Source organism: Actinoplanes sp. NPDC023801 (assembly GCF_040639655.1).
Classification (GTDB): domain Bacteria; phylum Actinomycetota; class Actinomycetes; order Mycobacteriales; family Micromonosporaceae; genus Actinoplanes.
Window position 1 is genome coordinate 203,250 of the sequence record NZ_JBFAAI010000014.1, and the last position, 15,133, is coordinate 218,382.

Genomic DNA, 15,133 nt, shown 5'->3' on the forward strand with positions numbered 1-15,133 from the left:
GACCCTACGGCCGGGGTACGACAGATTTCAGTCCACGGCCTCGGTCGCCGACCGGGCCACCCCGACCAGATCGTCGGTCGCCTCGGTCACCTCCGGCTGCTCCACCGGCGTCCCCGAGTCGTACCGCACCGCCCAGCTCAGGCCGTTACGGCCGCTCACCCGCCGGCCGACGACCCGAACCGCGCCCTCCGGGAGCGGGTGGTGCGTCGTGTACGCCACCGACCGGGTCACCCTCGCCCGCACCTGGTCGGGCAGCTCCCCCGGCTCCAGCAGCAGGAACGACATCACCGGCCCGTCCACCAGCACCGTGTACCCGTCGCGTTCCTCGGCCACCTCGGCCGGCGTGATCCGCAGCTCACGCCCCGACCAGGCCGCCTTGTGGATCTCGTGCCAGCCCAGCCGTTCGACCGCCGACGGCAGCCAGAGCCCGTGGTTGGTGGCGACCACCACGTCCTCCGGCGACTCCGCGACCGTGCACCAGGCCACCACCCGTTCCTCCGGGCCCAGTGGCGGCCGGAGCCCGGCCGGGAGGGAGGGACGTCGACGGAAAAGCTTCACAGTTCACCTGCCGCCTGCTCGCGCAGGGCCCGCGCCTGCTGTTCGAGTGAGAAGAGTTCACCGGCGAGAGCGAGGTACTCATCCTTGTTCGCCACCGGGTTGAGCCGCTGCACCTTGGACTTGAGATCGCGGATCCGGGTGGCCAGCGCCCCGCCCTGCAACCGGGCCAGCGTGACCTGCACGTACCGCGGATCGACCTGGCCGTCGACGTAGAGCGGCTCCACCGCGAGCTCGCTGACCAGCATCTGGCCGCCCATGTCGGGGCAGCAGTCGCGGACCTTCTCGATCCACACCACGCCACCGGTCGACGAGGAGACCCCGCCCGCCTGAGCGATCGAGTCCCGGACCGACTGGAGCACCGGATCGCCGTAGTTCTCCGCACCGACCGCGTCGAACATCGGCCCGGCCAGCACCGGCTCCTGCAGGGCCAGTTTCAGCGCCTCCCGCTCGACCAGCCGCTGCGGCGAGTCGGGAGCCGTCCGCGACCGGGGAGCCGCCTGCTGGGTCTCCCCGCGCAGCGCGTTGTTGACCGCCCGCTGCACGGGGTCCAGGTCCATGCCGAGGTCTCCGGCGAGCTTCCGGGCGTACTCCGGGCGCTTCTCCCGGTCCTTGATCTTGGCGACCAGCGGGGCGGCACGTCGCATCGCCTCGACCCGGCCCTCGACCGTGTCCAGGTCGAAGCGGGAGATGGTCTGCCGCAGCGCGAAGTCGACGAGCGGCTCCCGGGCCGCGATCATGTCCCGGACCGCCAGATCGCCGCGGGCCAGCCGCAGCTCACAGGGATCCATGTTGTCCGGCGACACGGCGATGAAGGTACGCCCGACGAAGCGCTGGTCCTCCTCGAAGGCCCGCAGCGCCGCCTTCTGCCCGGCCGCGTCCCCGTCGAAGGTGTAGATGATCTCGCCGGTGAAGCTGTCGCTGTCCATCAGCAGCCGGCGGAGCACCTGGATGTGATCCACGCCGAACGCCGTGCCGCAGGTCGCGACCGCGGTCGGTTCGCCCGCCTCGTGACAGGCCATGACGTCGGTGTAGCCCTCGACGATCACCGCCCGGCCGCGCTTGGCGATCTCCCGTTTCGCGTGGTCGATGCCGTAGAGCACGTGCGACTTCTTGTAGATCGGCGTCTCCGGCGTGTTCAGGTATTTCGGGCCGTCGTCGTCGTCGAACAGCTTCCGCGCGCCGAACCCGATCACGTCGCCGCCCAGGTCACGGATCGGCCAGAGCAGCCGGCGCCGGAACCGGTCGATCAGCGACCCGGAGCGCGCCGGCTTGCAGAGCCCGGCCATGGTCAGTTCCTCGGCGGTGAAGCCCTTGAGACGCAGGTGCTTGGCCAGGGCGTCCCAGCTGTCCGGGGCGAACCCGCAGCCGTACTTTTCGGCGGCGTCCCGGCCGAACCCGCGCTCGGCGAGGAACTCCCGCGCCTTGCGCGCACCGGGCGAGCCGAGCTGGTCGCGGTAGAAATCGACGGCGGTCGCGTGCGCCGCGATGAGCCGCTGCTTCTGCCCGGCCTGCGGCCGGGGTGTGGACGGTGCGCCGGTCTCGGTGTCGTAGCGCAGCTGCAGGCCGGCCTTGCCGGCGAGCCGTTCCACCGACTCGATGAACGACAGGTGCTCCGCGTCCATCAGGAACTTGATCGCGTCGCCGCCCTGGCCGCACCCGTGACAGTTGCCGGTGAGGATGTTGTCCTCAAGGACGAAAGCGTGTGTACCGTCGACGACCGGGCAGAAGACCTCTTCGACCTCGCCGTGATCCTCGATCGCCTCGACGACCCAGCCCCGGCGCTCATATTTCTTGCGAGCCGCCCGGAAGCGGTCCCGATGGGCGGTGATCAGGAAGAAGTCTTCGGGTATGTCCGAGCCCATGAGAGTGAGCCGGTAGAGGGGCGTGGTATAGCCGATCTCGCCGTTCGGACGCTTCGTATCCGGGAATCCGGTACGCACGTACTCTCGGATGCCGTATGTCCCGATCCCGATGCGGGTGCAGAGGTCCCGGACGTACTCCAGATGCTGTCGGTGTGCGGAGTTGAGTGAGATGCAACCGTCGGCCGCTACGTCGCCGTCAGCTGCGAAATAGCCAGCCAGCCAGCCGAAGAGGTAGGACAGCGACTCGGTAAGCGGCGGCAGGTCGGTCTTGAAATACGCCGGCATGTCCGTGACCGTGATGCGACCGTCGCCGACATAGGTGTCGTTGAGCGGGAACCACTTCAGCAGTTCCCTGTCCTTGCCGCCGTACAGAATCGCGACACTGCCGCGATCGAGGACCGTGCCGTCGCCGAAGACGATGCCACGGGCGACACCGAACGGTGACGGAGAAAGCGTGTGCCCGCCGTCACGGGTTGCCAGAGCACGCGGGAACACGTGCGCCAGCCGATCGCCCGGCCGGAGGTCCGCGGTGGTGCGTTCGAGGCGCTTGTCACCCGTACGACTGCGAATGAACCACCGATGATTCCCGGTGGCCCGAATGGTTTTCTTCTGTCCGTTGCGGGACAACTTCAGATGGAGAAGCGGCTGTTCACCGAACGATCGGAACGGCGCCTCGACGAAACGGCCGTGCGTCGTGATGACGCGATGGCGCCCACCGGCGAGATCACGGATCTCGCGGATGCCCTGGTCAGTGATGACCCGCGTCTCGCCCGCCAGGCAGAAGTAGACGTTCCGCGCCGGTGAGACGTTGAACGACGGCGTCTTCTCGTCATGGAAAGGGCACAGCCCTTTCAGGTTGCCGCCGCCCGCCGACCGCAGCGTCACCGTCTCGCTGATCACGTCGACGATCGAGGTCCGGTCGCGGACCAGTGCGATGTCCTCGTCCTTGACCCGTCCCGCCACGGCATACATCCTGCCTCGCGCGACAGCTCACCCGCCAGCAGGGTCCGCCTCGATCGTCACCGTGTCCCGACGACCGCCCGGTGCCAGGCCACGGCCGCGTGGTCGGTCAGGGACGCGACCTGGTCGATCACCACCCGCAGGGCGGCCGCGTCGTCCACGGCGGACGCGTGCAACGGGCGGAAGAGCGGATCCAGCCTCTCCGGCGTACGGGTCAGCGCCTCCACCAGTTCGACGAGGATGGTGCGCTGCTGCTCGTACCACGTCTCGGCGGCCCTGGACCGCATCACGTAGCGCAGTGCCATGCCCTTGAGCAGCGCGCACTGGTTACGGACGGTCCGCGGGACGATCAGGTCGGCGGCGTACCGGCGCAGCGGTTCGGTGCCGTGGCGGCTCTGCGTGGCGCCGACCGCGGAGGCGACGAAACGGCCGGTCAGGACGCTGGTCATCCGTTTGAGGGCGACCAGGGAGTCGTAGCCGCCGTCGTACCCGGCGACCGCGGTGACGGCCGGATCGGCCAGCAGCATGTCGAGGGCGGCGCCGAGTTCGTCGCGGGTCTCGGTGGAGTAGGTGGCGGCCACGTCGGCGCAGAGTTCGCGGCGTTCGTCCGGGTCGTCGATGAGCCCGCGGAGCCGGATGTACCCGCCGTGCACCCCGTCCTCGACGTCGTGCACCGAGTAGGCGACGTCGTCGGCCCAGTCCATCACCTGGGCCTCCAGACAGCGGCGTTCGTCGTCACGGCCGTTGCGCAGCCAGTCGAAGACCGGCCGGTCGTCGGCGTAGACGCCGAACTTGCGGTACCCGGCCTTACGGAACCACGGGTACTTGGAACACGCGTCGAGGGTGGCGCGGGTCAGATTGAGGCCGGCGCCGGGGACCTTCGCCTCCAGCCGGGTGATCACGCGCAGAGTCTGCGCATTGCCCTCGAAGCCACCGCACGGCGCGGCGACCACGTCGAGGGCGGACTCGCCGTTGTGTCCGAAGGGCGGGTGGCCCAGGTCGTGGGCGAGCCCGGCCACGTCCACGACGTCAGGGTCGCAACCCAGGCGGGCGCCCATCTCGCGGGAGATCTGGGCGACCTCGAGGGAGTGGGTGAGCCGGGTACGCAGGAAGTCGTCGGATCCGGCGGTGTGCACCTGGGTCTTGGCGGCGAGACGCCGGAAACCGGCCGAGTGCAGCACCCGTGCCCGGTCACGCTGATACGGGGTACGTCCGTACCCGCTGTCCTTGGCGGGCTCGGCTGCCCATCTCTGCGCCTCGGCGGCCGTCATGATCCCCAGACTAAGCCGGATGTCCGGGTTGCCGATGAGTCAACCGTGGTGATCTCCATCGTCGGCCGCCTCGTGGTGCTGGGCGGCACCGGTCTGTTCTCGGTCGCGCTCGTGACCGGGTTCGCGGTGCGCAACTCCGACGACCAGAGTGCCGCGAACGAGCAGATCGCCAGGATCAGCGCGGCGATGAGCAGTCAGTGGAACGCGGACATGATGCACGACGCGCTGAAGGCGGACGTGATGTCCGCGCTGGTGGCGACGACGGCCGAGCAGCGGCAGGAGTACGAGGCCGAGGCGGTGACCGAGCACAGCGCCACGATGGTCGAGAAGTTCGACGCGGCGGCCGGGCTGGCCCCGGAATCGCTGAAGGCGGACTACACGGCAGCTCGTCCGCAGGTGACGGAGTACGCGGAGGCCGCCGCGGCGACGGTCGAGGCCGCGGAGACCGATCGGGCGGCGGCCATGCGGCTGCTCGGTGATTTCCTGACCGCCTACGCGGCGCTGGAGGAGAGCCTGGGTGCCCTGGACGACGCGATGCTCGCGGAGGTCGACGCGGCAAGCGCACATGGCCGTGAGACGGGCACCAGGAGCACGACGTTCATCCAATGGGCGGCCGTCATCGCGAACCTGCTGACGGTGATCGCCTGTGTCCTCACCGTCCGGGCGATCCGGCGGCCGTTACGGGCGATGCGGGAGACCCTGCGCACGGTGGCGCGGCGGGATCTCACGGTCCGGGCGCCGATCGTCAACCGGGACGAGTTCGGTGAGATGGCGCAGGCGCTCAACGAGGCGATGGACGCTCTGCAGGGCACCGTGTCGGCGACCGCGGATCGGGTGGGCAGCCTCAGCGCGGCCAGCGTCGAATTGCAGAAGCTGGCCGGCGAGCTGGACGGTTCGGCGGAGCGGACGTCGGCAGAGGCACGCAACGCGGATTCGTCGGCGGTCCATGTGTCCGGTTCGGTGACCGACATGATGTCCGCGACCGATCAGTTGTCGGCGTCGATCCGCGAGATCGCCAGGCAGACCGCGACGGCGGCGTCGACGACCAACGAGGCGACGGCGAGCGCGAACACGACCGCGGAGGCGGTGGGCCGGTTGAGCGACGCGAGCCGGGAGGTCGGCGACATCGTTCGGATGATCACGAACATCGCGGAGCAGACGAATCTGCTGGCGTTGAACGCGAGCATCGAGGCGGCCCGGGCAGGGCAGGCCGGCAAGGGATTCGCGGTGGTGGCGACCGAGGTCAAGGATCTGGCGCAGGAGACGGCCCAGGCGACCGGGGAGATCACCGCGAAGATCCACGCGATCCAGGAGATGACCACGAGCACGGCCCAGGCGATCGGGGCGATCGCGGAGATCATCGCCCGGATCGACGACGGCCAGCGTACGATCGCCGCCGCCGTCGAGGAGCAGTCGGCCACCACCGACCTGCTGACCCGCAACGTGGAGGCCGTCTCGTCGGCGGCGTCCGAGATCAGCGGGACGGTCTCGCACATCACGTCGTCGAGCGCGTTCACGGCCGAGGGGGCGAACACCACCCGGCACTCGGCGGGACTGGTGAGCAGCGCCGCCGACGACATCCGCTCGCTGATCACCCAGTTCCGGTACTAGGGCGTACGGCCCGGAACTCAGCGCCTGGAGCTCAGGACGCAGAACTCGTTGCCCTCCGGGTCGGCCAGTACCACCCAGGGCACGTCGTCGCCCTGACCGATGTCGACGGGCCGCGCCCCCATACCGACCAGGCGCTCCACCTCGACCGCCTGATCGTCCGGACGCAGGTCGATGTGCAGCCGGTTCTTGATCCGTTTGACGTCTCCGACCGGGGTGAACAGCAATCCGGGCAGTTCGTCGGGGGTGCGCCGGATCTCCACCTCGTCGGGCGCCTCGTTCACGATCAGGTAGCCGAGGGCCTCGGCCCACCAGCGGGCGAGCCGCGCCGGGTCATGCGCGTCGACCACGATCTGCTCCCACCGACTGGGCACGAAAGCCTCCTCCGGATAGACACGTGACGATCATGTTACGCGACCCGGACGGGTGAACCGGGACGAAACAGCGCACCTGGAGTGCGACGGCGAGAGCCCGTGGTGGCGCCAGGATGACGAGCCGTCAACGGCTGCGCCGGGACGCACAAAACGTGCGACTTGTAGCCACAGGGTCACCGGAGGATGGCCCACGGTGGCGGGCGGGAAGCGTCTGATCACCGACCGAAGCGCTGAGGAGTGAAGTGCCCGGCGTCGACCACTGTCTACAGGAGGCAATGACGATTCCCGGCGCCGTGGGCGCCAGCATCGTCGACTACACCACGGGCTTCCCGGTCGCCACGACCGGTGCGGCGCCCAACGAGGACCACGAGGCTGCGGCCGCCGGCACGGCCGAGGTGGTGCAGGCCGCGAACAGTCGCTCGCTGTTCGTCTCCGCGGTACCGCACGACCTGCTCGAAGACCTGATCATCACCACCGCCGGTGGCTACCACCTCCTACGGATGGTCCAGACCGAGTTCGACAGCCGCCTGGTGCTCTACGTGTGGCTGGACCGGGTTCGCGGCAACCTCGCCGTGGCCCGCCGCATGATGCAACGCCTGGCCGACGAACTGGTCACGCGATGACCGGTACGAGAACCGCCCGATCAACTGACCACGAAGGAGCGATCGGTGGCCCCCACGAGGACCGCAGCGCCCGGGAACCTGCTCACGCAGGTGGCCGGCGCGCGGCAGACCGGAGCGCTGATGGTCGGCGGCCATCCGGGCGGCGCGGTCTTCGTCCTCGAGGGGCGGGTCGTCTACGCCGAGTCGCCGGCCGCACCGGGGGTCGGCGAGCTGCTCACCTCCTCCGGGCGGCTCGCCGGGCGGACCTGGCAGAACGCGCTCGATCTGGGCACCTCGACCGCCCGGGTCGGCCGCCTGCTGGTCGAGCAGGGCCACCTCACGCAGGGTGAGCTGGAGTTGTGCGTGCTCGGCGCCACCTACGACGCGGCCTACTTCGTGCTGGCGGACCGGACGGCGCGGGCCGAGTTCGTACCCGGTGCCACGCACTGGCTGGGGCCGGTCGTGCACATCGACGCGGCCGCGGTCGACCGGGAGGTCCGCCGCCGGATCGCGCTGCTCGACGAGATCTTCCCGAACCCCCTGATCGACGTGTCGCCGGTCATCCCGGTGACCCGGCCGCCCCGGGAACGGGTCACCGTCACGGCGCCGCAGTGGGAGCTGCTGGTCCAGGCGGACGGTCAGCGCACCCCCGCCGACCTGGCACAACTGCTCGGCCGGGCAGGCTACGCGATCATCCAGGAACTCCGCCGGATGGCCGCCGCCGGGCTGATCGAACAGCCCGAGCCACGAACGCCGGAGTCACCGGAGTTCGTCCGGCTCCCGCATCCACGAGGCGTGGCGGTCCCCCTCGCCCGCGAGGCGGTCCCCCTCCCCCGGGAGGCGGGCCCGACCGCTTGGGAGACCGCGTCGATGGCCCGGGACACGGTGCCGGTGATCTCCGGCCCGGAGCCGGTGGCGCGGCATCCGCCGCCCGGAGGGGATCCACCGCCCGGCGAGCACAACGCCGGCCCGAACCGGCTACCGCGGCTGGCCCGCCGGAAACCCGGGGCGAAGCTGCCCAAGGAGATGGCGGGTGAGAGCCCACCCGTCCACCAGGGCACCGACGAGGTCCTGCTCAAGCGCATACGCACCGCACTCAGGGCACTGCGGTGACACGCGCACCCCCGACGAGAAGGAGCGAGGAGAGGAATGACGGTGGACCCGGCGGTACTCGAGGAGCTTGCGCGCCTGCGCAGCAGAGTGCCGGAGCTGGCCGGAAGTGTGCTCGCCACCGCCGACGGGCTGGTCGTGGCGCACGACTCGCACGGCATCGAGCCGGACACCCTGGCCGCTCTGGCCGCGGCCCACCTGGCCCTGGCCCGGCGGTTCGCGCACGCCGTGAACCACGGCGAACTGAGGGAGTCCGTGGTCGAGTGCGACGGCGGCTACATCACCTCGTACACCGCCGGCCCGAACGCGCTGCTCACCGTCGTCACTTCGGGTGACGCGAACCTCGCCATGGTCCATCTGGAGGCGCGCCGGTGCGTACGCCGGCTCGTCCGGATCCTCGCGCTGGAGACCGCACCTCAGCTGCGCCCGGACATTCCCATCCAGGCCGGTCCATCCGCCCCGCTTGCCCGGCGGACGCCGATGGCCACCCTGCCGAACGTGGTCCGCCGTCGCCAGGCGACCGGCTGACCGGTAGAAGACCGTTCGAAGATCCATCCCACCACAACGGAGGAACAATCCCATGCCCGACATGGACACCGCACTGAAGGAAATCATGGAGATCGACGGCTGCATCGGCGTCGCGCTCGTGGACCACACCAGCGGCATGGCCCTGGGCACCCTGGGTGGTGGCAAGGAGCTCGACCTGACCGTCGCCGCCGCCGGCAACACCGACGTGGTCCGCGCCAAGCTGCGTGCGATGGAGATGCTCAACCTCTCCGAGAAGATCGAGGACATCCTCATCACGCTCGATACGCAGTACCACATGATCCGGCCGCTCACGAGCCGGTCCGGCAAGGGCCTCTTCCTGTACGTGGCGCTCCGGCGGGACCGGGCGAACCTCGCGATGTCCCGGCACCAGCTGCGCCGCATCGAGAACGACCTCGACGTCTGAGGTTCGAGGCGTGACCGCCACCCCTGGCGGGGAGGGCCCGCACCGCCCTCCCCGCCCCCGCGCCGAAGCTCGGCAGATCTCCGCACTCTGGACCACCGGACCGTGACACAGGTTTCCGGGGTGTTACCCCTTGCCGTCGGATCGACGGGCGTGCATCCTGTTTTGCAGCGCTGCAAAGAGTGTGCCAGCACCGCGCGCCGCGCATCCGTCTGTGAGGACCCGTGAAAACACTCGGCGTTCTGCTCGCCGCCATTCTCCTGATCACGGCGCCGGCCGTGCCGGCCCGAGCCGCCGCTCCGGTGCGGGCGAACCCCGATCCGGTCGCCCACGACCCCACGCTGATCAAACAGGGCCGCTGGTACTACGAGATCATCACCGGGGACAGCGGCACCCGAACCTACCTGCCGATCCGCCGCTCCACCGACCTGATCCACTGGACCTACACCGGCACCGTGTTCGACACCCCGCCGGCCTGGGTGACCGAGGAACTGGGCGTCACCCCGGCCGACTTCTGGGCTCCGGACATCAGCTTCTTCGACGGCGAGTACCACCTGTACTACGCGGCCTCGTCGTTCGGCACCAACAACTCGGTGATCGGCCTGGCCACCACGAAGTCTCTGGCGGACCCGCGGTGGGTGGACCGCGGGATGGTCCTGCGCACCACCAGCGGCGTCGAGGACGTCAACGCCATCGACCCGGACGTGAGCTTCGACCGGGCCGGCAACGCCTACCTGTCGTACGGCTCCTTCTGGGACGGCCTGCGGATGCGCCGGCTCGACGTGCGGACCGGCCTGCTGTCGGCGACGGACACCACCGAGCACCGGATCGCCTCGCGGGGCGGCATGGCGATCGAGGGGCCGTCGATCACCCACCACGGCGGCTGGTACTACCTGTTCGTCAGCTTCGACTTCTGCTGCCGGGGCGTGAACAGCGACTACCGGGTCATGGTGGGCCGTTCCCGGAGCATCACCGGCCCGTACACGGACGCCGAGGGCCGGCTGCTCACCGAGGGCGGCGGAACCGAGATCCTGGCCGGCTACAACGGATTCACCGGGCCGGGCCACGGTGACGTCCACGGCGACCTGTTCGCCCACCACTACTACGACGCCGCGGACGACGGCGCCCCGAAGGGTTCGATCCGCCGGATCCGGTGGGCGAACGGGTGGCCCCGGCTGTCCGATCCGCTCAGCGGCAACCGCGGCCACGGGCACGGCCCGGCGCCCGTGCAGCTGGTGCACCGCGACAGCGGGGCCGTCCTGGCCAACGCGACCTGCGGCTACGAGGGGGCGGACATCAGCCTGGCGGACCCCGGTCCGGCTGACCGGTGCCGGCAGTGGCGCCTTGACGACCGCGGCAACGGTTTCGTGAGCCTCACCAACCGGCAGAGCAACAAGGTGGCCGAGGTGGCGGCCTGCGTCGACGCGGACGGCGCCCGGGTCGCCCAGTGGGGCTGGCTGGCCAACGACTGCCAGCGGTTCCGGTTGATCCCCAGCTCCGAGGGCTGGTCGCGGATCGTGAACCCGCTGGCCGGCCGGGCCCTGCAACCGGCCGGATGCGGCGGGGCCGGCACCCCGGTGCAGACCTTCGCGGCCGGCGACTGCCAGGACTTCCGTCTCCAGCCGGTCGGCGACGTGCTGCTCACCGACCCGGCGAACACCCGGCTGATCGGCAAGCGCTGGCGTTTCACCCACGTGTCCGACGGCTGGTACCGGATCTCCGGGCCGGGGTCACACCGGTCGCTCGGCGGCACGTCCTGGCAGATCGAGGCACTGCCCGTCGGCGGGTACCGCCTGGTGGGCATGGACGGGCAGAGCCGGGAGGTCCTGCTGCTGGCGCCGTGACCGACCGGCCTGTACGGCAGGTCACGGCCGCCGGGGTCCTGGCCGGGAACCAGGACCCCGGCAACTACCATTCCCTCCCATGGGCGCCCGGGACATCATCGACAGGGTGCGCTCCGGCGAACTCGGCCACGAGGACGCACTCGACGTCCTGACCGGTGTGGCCGCCGCCGAGGTGGACACGGCTCTCGCCTCGGCACTGAGGGCCGAGTTCGAGCGGCTCTTCGGCAACGGCTGGCAGCCGGCCGAGCTGCACCGCGCGGTCGCCCGGCGCGGCAACCCGATCCAGGCGCGGCTGGTCGCCGACGCCACCCGGGACTTCCTCCGTGGCCGGGAGCCCGTCGACGAGCGCTGGCAGGCCCAGGCGGATGCTCTGCGTACCCCCGAAGGCCGTAAGCCGGACCGGATCGCCGTGCTCGATGCCTCGCTGGACCTGGTGGCCGAGTTACGGCGACTGCCGCGCATCGAGGTCCTGATCCCGGCTCCGGGCACTCCGCTGACCAGCGTTCCGCACCACGGTGACCAGCGCATCCTCGACCGGGTGCGGGCGCTGCTGGCGAAAGCGGAGTCGACCGACTTCCCGGCCGAGGCCGAGACGTACAGCGCGAAGGCGCAGGAGCTGATCGCCCGGTACCGGATCGAGATGGTCGCCGCCCCGGCGGTGGACGTGGTCCCGTTCGCCCGGCGGATCGGCGTCGACCATCCCTACGAGAGCGAGAAGGCCGGCCTGCTGGACGCGGTGGCCGGGGCCAACACGTGCCGCACGGTCTGGTCGCCGGAGCTCGGGTTCAGCACGGTCTTCGGCTTCGACGCCGACATCGACGTGGTGGAGCTGCTCTACACGTCGCTGCTGGTCCAGGCGAACCGGGCGATGGTCCGCGACGAGAAGAACGTACGCAAGGCCAGGTTGAAGGCGTTCCGCCGGTCGTTCCTGGTCGCCTACGGGGTACGGGTCGGCGAGCGGCTGCGGGAGACCGTCGAGCGCGAGCTGACCGGACACGATCATCTGCTGCCGGTGCTGCGGACCCGCGAGGTCAAGGTGCACGAGGCGATGGACCGGGCGTTCCCGCGGACGGTCCGGGCCCGTGGGCGACGGGTGGACAGCCTGGAGGGCTGGGAGTCCGGCCGGGCCGCCGCCGACGAGGCCGAATTGCGTTGACAGCAGCGGCAGGATGAGGACATTCATCCGATTTGTCGCTGACCCCTGTATGCGGTGCAGGCCTTCTCGGAGAGCGTGCTCCTCTACCACCCCGGCGTATCTGACCGGCGGTTACCTGCTGGCCGGCCTCGTCACACCGCGGGCGGCCTGCTCGCGCTGGGCCTTCCCGAAGAACCCCCCGGCGGTACGCCCGAAGCAGCCGGCGAGAACGACCGCCCTTCTTTCCTTGCAGCGCTGAAGAGCAACCTTTCCGGATCGGCGGCACACCTACGGGCGAGAGATCCCCATCGAAAGGACGCATCCCCCATGCGACCCCGCCTACGCAAGATCATGCTGGCCGGTGTGACCGGCCTGCTGGCCGTGACCGCCAGCGCCTACGGCCTCACCCGAGCCGACGCCGCGACCTACCCGAATCCCGGGGTGGTCACCGGTTCGACGTTCGCGCACGACCCGACGATCGTGAAGAAGCCGGCCGGCGGATACATCCTTGCCTACACGGCACCCGGCATCGGGCTGAAGACGTCCACCGACCGCACCAGGTTCACCGACGCGGGCAAGGCCTTCCCCAACGGCACGCCGTGGGCCGACGCCTACACGGGCGGTGACACCAACCTGTGGGCGCCCGACATCTCGTACCAGGGCGGTAAGTACCTGATGTACTACTCGGCCTCGACGTTCGGCTCCAGCAGGTCGGCGATCTTCCTGGCCACCAGCAGCACCGGCGCGGCCGGCACCTGGACCAACCAGGGCAAGGTCGTCGAGAGTACGACGACCAGCGGATACAACGCGATCGACCCGAACCTGACGGTCACGCCGGCGGGCGAGTGGTGGCTCAGCTTCGGCTCGTTCTGGAGCGGCATCAAGATGGTCAAGCTGAAGCCGTCGACCGGCAAGCGGGCCGACAGCACCGTCCACCACATCGCCGAGCGGTTCGTGAACAGCAAGTCGGTGGAGGCGCCGCACATCTACCACCGCAACGGCTACTACTACCTGTTCGCGGCGTTCGACCTCTGCTGCAAGGGCGCGTCAAGCACGTACCGGACCGTGGTCGGCCGGTCGACGTCGATCACCGGGCCGTACAAGGACCGGGCCGGCACGCTGATGACCGCGGGTGGTGGCACCGAGATCCTGGCCTCGCACGACGCCGTCCACGGCCCCGGGCACCCGGCGGTGTTCAAGGACGGGACGCAGGACGTGCTGGTCTACCACTACTACACCCCGGCGGGCGACGCTCGGCTCGGCATCAACCTGCTGAGCTGGAGCTCCTCCGGCTGGCCGACGGTCTACTGAGATGCGCGTCCGTCCCCTGAGAGCCGCCCTCATCACCATCCTGATGACCGCCGCGGCCTACGTGACCGTCGCCTTCAACCCGCTCAGCAGCGACGCCGCCGTCGGGTTCACCAACCCGGTGGCGTCCGCGCCATACGGCGCCGACCCGTGGGTCGGCTTCGACAACGGCTACTACTACCTGGCCGCGACGACCTGGAACAACCAGGTCGTGATCAAGCGGGCCAGGTCGGTGGCGGCCCTGCCCGGCGCGGCCGAGTCGGTCGTCCACACCGGCACGGCGACCGCGAGCTGCTGCAACGTCTGGGCTCCGGAACTGCACAAACTGTCCGGCCCGAACGGCACCCGCTGGTACCTGTACTACACCGCCGGAACCGCCGCGTGCTGCGACGGGCAGCGGTCGTTCGTGCTCGAGTCGGCCGGCACCGACCCGATGGGCCCGTACACGTTCAAGGGCCAGTTGAAGGTGCAGGCGAACAACGGCTGGGCGATCGACGGCAGTGTGGCGACGATCGGCGGGAAGAACTACTTCCTCTACTCGTCGTGGGTCGGCGACCTGCAGAGCCTGTTCATCGCACCGATGAGCAACCCGTGGACGGTCAACGCCCTCGGCACCCGGATCGCCTACCCCACCCACGCCTGGGAGCAGGTCGGCACCAAGGTCAACGAGGCGCCCTACGTCCTGCAGCGCGGCGGGAAGACGTACCTGACCTTCTCGGCCAGCTCCTGCAACACGCCGGACTACAAGATCGGCATGCTGACCCTGACCGGTGCCGACCCGCTCGCCGCGTCGTCGTGGACCAAGAAGAGCACGCCGATCTTCCAGCGCTCCGACGCCAACGGCGTCTACGGCCCCGGCCACCACTCGTTCTTCACCTCGCCCGACGGCACCGAGACGTGGATGGCCTACCACGCCAACGACACCACGGCGCAGGGCTGCGGCGCCACCCGGACGACGCGCCTGAAGAAGGTCGGCTTCAACAGCGACGGCACACCCGACCTGGGTACGCCGGACAAGCTCTCGACCACGCTGACGGCCCCGTCCGGCGACCCCGGCGGCACGGTCTCGTTCCCGGCAGCCGGTACGAGGTACCGCCTCACCAACGCGTCGAGCGGCAAGGTCCTGGACGCGAAGAACTGCGCTACCGCCGACGGCACCGCGATCCAGCAGTGGACGTCGCTCGGCAACGCCTGCCAGCAGTGGACGTTCACCAAGACGACCGGCAACCACTACCGGATCACCAATGTCAACAGCGGCAAGGTCCTCGACTCGGTCGGCTGCGGCAGCGCCAACGGGACCGGCCTCAACCTGTGGTCGTCGCTCGGCAACGTCTGCCAGGAGTGGAGCGTCACCCCGGTCGGCGGCGCCTACCTGATCGCCAACCGGGGCAACGGCATGGTCCTGGACGTGGCCGGCTGCGGCAGCGCCGACGGCGTGGCGGTCCGCCAGTGGGCCGCCCTGGGCAACGCCTGCCAGCAGTGGAAGATCGCGGCCTGATCCTCCCCCGCTTGTCGCCTCAACCCCGCGGCTGTGCGCCACCGCTGTCTCAGC

General features: G+C 70.0%; 13 protein-coding genes and 2 pseudogenes. 9 read left to right on the forward strand and 6 right to left on the reverse strand.

What is annotated here, in order from left to right; genetic code table 11:
* Positions 1-27 precede the first annotated feature (27 nt).
* The 5 genes and pseudogenes from AB0G04_RS24945 to AB0G04_RS24965 all read right to left on the reverse strand — a co-directional run bounded on the left by AB0G04_RS24945 (position 28) and on the right by AB0G04_RS24965 (position 4,651).
* Positions 28-558, reverse strand: coding sequence for a hypothetical protein (locus AB0G04_RS24945; protein ID WP_360987182.1), 531 nt, complete (start codon positions 556-558; stop codon positions 28-30).
* Positions 555-2,420 carry a DNA primase gene (gene dnaG / locus AB0G04_RS24950; RefSeq protein ID WP_360987258.1) on the reverse strand — a complete coding sequence of 622 codons (1,866 nt, stop codon included), beginning with the start codon at positions 2,418-2,420 and terminating at the stop codon, positions 555-557. Before dnaG ends, AB0G04_RS24945 begins: the two co-directional genes overlap by 4 nt.
* Before the next feature lie 93 nt (positions 2,421-2,513).
* A pseudogene (locus AB0G04_RS24955) lies at positions 2,514-2,705 on the reverse strand (LAGLIDADG family homing endonuclease); the annotation flags it as partial.
* A 492-nt stretch (positions 2,706-3,197) separates the two neighbouring features.
* Positions 3,198-3,392 (reverse strand): annotated as a pseudogene (locus AB0G04_RS24960) (CHC2 zinc finger domain-containing protein); the annotation flags it as partial.
* Positions 3,393-3,439: 47 nt separating this feature from the next.
* Positions 3,440-4,651, reverse strand: coding sequence for a deoxyguanosinetriphosphate triphosphohydrolase (locus AB0G04_RS24965; RefSeq protein WP_360987184.1), 1,212 nt, complete (start codon positions 4,649-4,651; stop codon positions 3,440-3,442).
* Between the two features lie 45 nt (positions 4,652-4,696).
* Here AB0G04_RS24965 and AB0G04_RS24970 point away from each other — a divergent pair, with 45 nt between their 5' ends.
* A complete protein-coding gene (locus tag AB0G04_RS24970) occupies positions 4,697-6,262 on the forward strand; it encodes a methyl-accepting chemotaxis protein (RefSeq protein ID WP_360987186.1) in 1,566 nt (521 codons plus the stop codon).
* A 17-nt stretch (positions 6,263-6,279) separates the two neighbouring features.
* Here AB0G04_RS24970 and AB0G04_RS24975 read toward each other — a convergent pair whose 3' ends face one another.
* Positions 6,280-6,633 carry a VOC family protein gene (locus AB0G04_RS24975; RefSeq protein WP_360987188.1) on the reverse strand — a complete coding sequence of 118 codons (354 nt, stop codon included), beginning with the start codon at positions 6,631-6,633 and terminating at the stop codon, positions 6,280-6,282.
* Positions 6,634-6,908: 275 nt separating this feature from the next.
* Here AB0G04_RS24975 and AB0G04_RS24980 point away from each other — a divergent pair, with 275 nt between their 5' ends.
* The 8 genes from AB0G04_RS24980 (at position 6,909) to AB0G04_RS25015 (ending at position 15,079) form a co-directional block, all read left to right on the forward strand.
* Positions 6,909-7,256 (forward strand): hypothetical protein, encoded by a 348-nt coding sequence (locus AB0G04_RS24980; RefSeq protein WP_360987190.1) that lies wholly within the window; start codon positions 6,909-6,911, stop codon positions 7,254-7,256.
* Between the two features lie 45 nt (positions 7,257-7,301).
* Positions 7,302-8,348, forward strand: coding sequence for a DUF4388 domain-containing protein (locus AB0G04_RS24985; RefSeq protein ID WP_360987191.1), 1,047 nt, complete (start codon positions 7,302-7,304; stop codon positions 8,346-8,348).
* A 36-nt stretch (positions 8,349-8,384) separates the two neighbouring features.
* A complete protein-coding gene (locus tag AB0G04_RS24990; protein ID WP_360987193.1) occupies positions 8,385-8,873 on the forward strand; it encodes a roadblock/LC7 domain-containing protein in 489 nt (162 codons plus the stop codon).
* A gap of 52 nt (positions 8,874-8,925) precedes the next feature.
* The gene (locus AB0G04_RS24995) at positions 8,926-9,297 is read left to right on the forward strand and encodes a hypothetical protein (protein ID WP_109591698.1); all 372 of its coding nucleotides are present in this window, start codon (positions 8,926-8,928) and stop codon (positions 9,295-9,297) included.
* Positions 9,298-9,518: 221 nt separating this feature from the next.
* Positions 9,519-11,138, forward strand: coding sequence for a family 43 glycosylhydrolase (locus tag AB0G04_RS25000; RefSeq protein ID WP_360987195.1), 1,620 nt, complete (start codon positions 9,519-9,521; stop codon positions 11,136-11,138).
* A gap of 79 nt (positions 11,139-11,217) precedes the next feature.
* Entirely contained in the window at positions 11,218-12,294 is a 1,077-nt protein-coding gene (locus tag AB0G04_RS25005) for a DUF2786 domain-containing protein (protein WP_360987197.1), read from the forward strand.
* A gap of 306 nt (positions 12,295-12,600) precedes the next feature.
* Complete coding sequence (locus tag AB0G04_RS25010) at positions 12,601-13,584, forward strand: arabinan endo-1,5-alpha-L-arabinosidase (RefSeq protein WP_360987199.1); 984 nt, start codon at positions 12,601-12,603, stop codon at positions 13,582-13,584.
* Position 13,585: 1 nt separating this feature from the next.
* Complete coding sequence (locus tag AB0G04_RS25015; RefSeq protein WP_360987201.1) at positions 13,586-15,079, forward strand: family 43 glycosylhydrolase; 1,494 nt, start codon at positions 13,586-13,588, stop codon at positions 15,077-15,079.
* Positions 15,080-15,133 lie beyond the last annotated feature (54 nt).

Bases quoted from the DNA above. Each gene is read 5' to 3' on its own strand.
- dnaG (WP_360987258.1), bottom strand. From the start codon at position 2,420: ATGGGCTCGGACATACCCGAAGACTTCTTCCTGATCACCGCCCATCGG.
- AB0G04_RS24965 (WP_360987184.1), bottom strand. From the start codon at position 4,651: ATGACGGCCGCCGAGGCGCAGAGATGGGCAGCCGAGCCCGCCAAGGAC.
- AB0G04_RS24980 (WP_360987190.1), top strand. From the start codon at position 6,909: ATGACGATTCCCGGCGCCGTGGGCGCCAGCATCGTCGACTACACCACG.
- AB0G04_RS24990 (WP_360987193.1), top strand. From the start codon at position 8,385: ATGACGGTGGACCCGGCGGTACTCGAGGAGCTTGCGCGCCTGCGCAGC.
- AB0G04_RS24995 (WP_109591698.1), top strand. From the start codon at position 8,926: ATGCCCGACATGGACACCGCACTGAAGGAAATCATGGAGATCGACGGC.
- AB0G04_RS25005 (WP_360987197.1), top strand. From the start codon at position 11,218: ATGGGCGCCCGGGACATCATCGACAGGGTGCGCTCCGGCGAACTCGGC.
- AB0G04_RS25010 (WP_360987199.1), top strand. From the start codon at position 12,601: ATGCGACCCCGCCTACGCAAGATCATGCTGGCCGGTGTGACCGGCCTG.
- AB0G04_RS25015 (WP_360987201.1), top strand. From the start codon at position 13,586: ATGCGCGTCCGTCCCCTGAGAGCCGCCCTCATCACCATCCTGATGACC.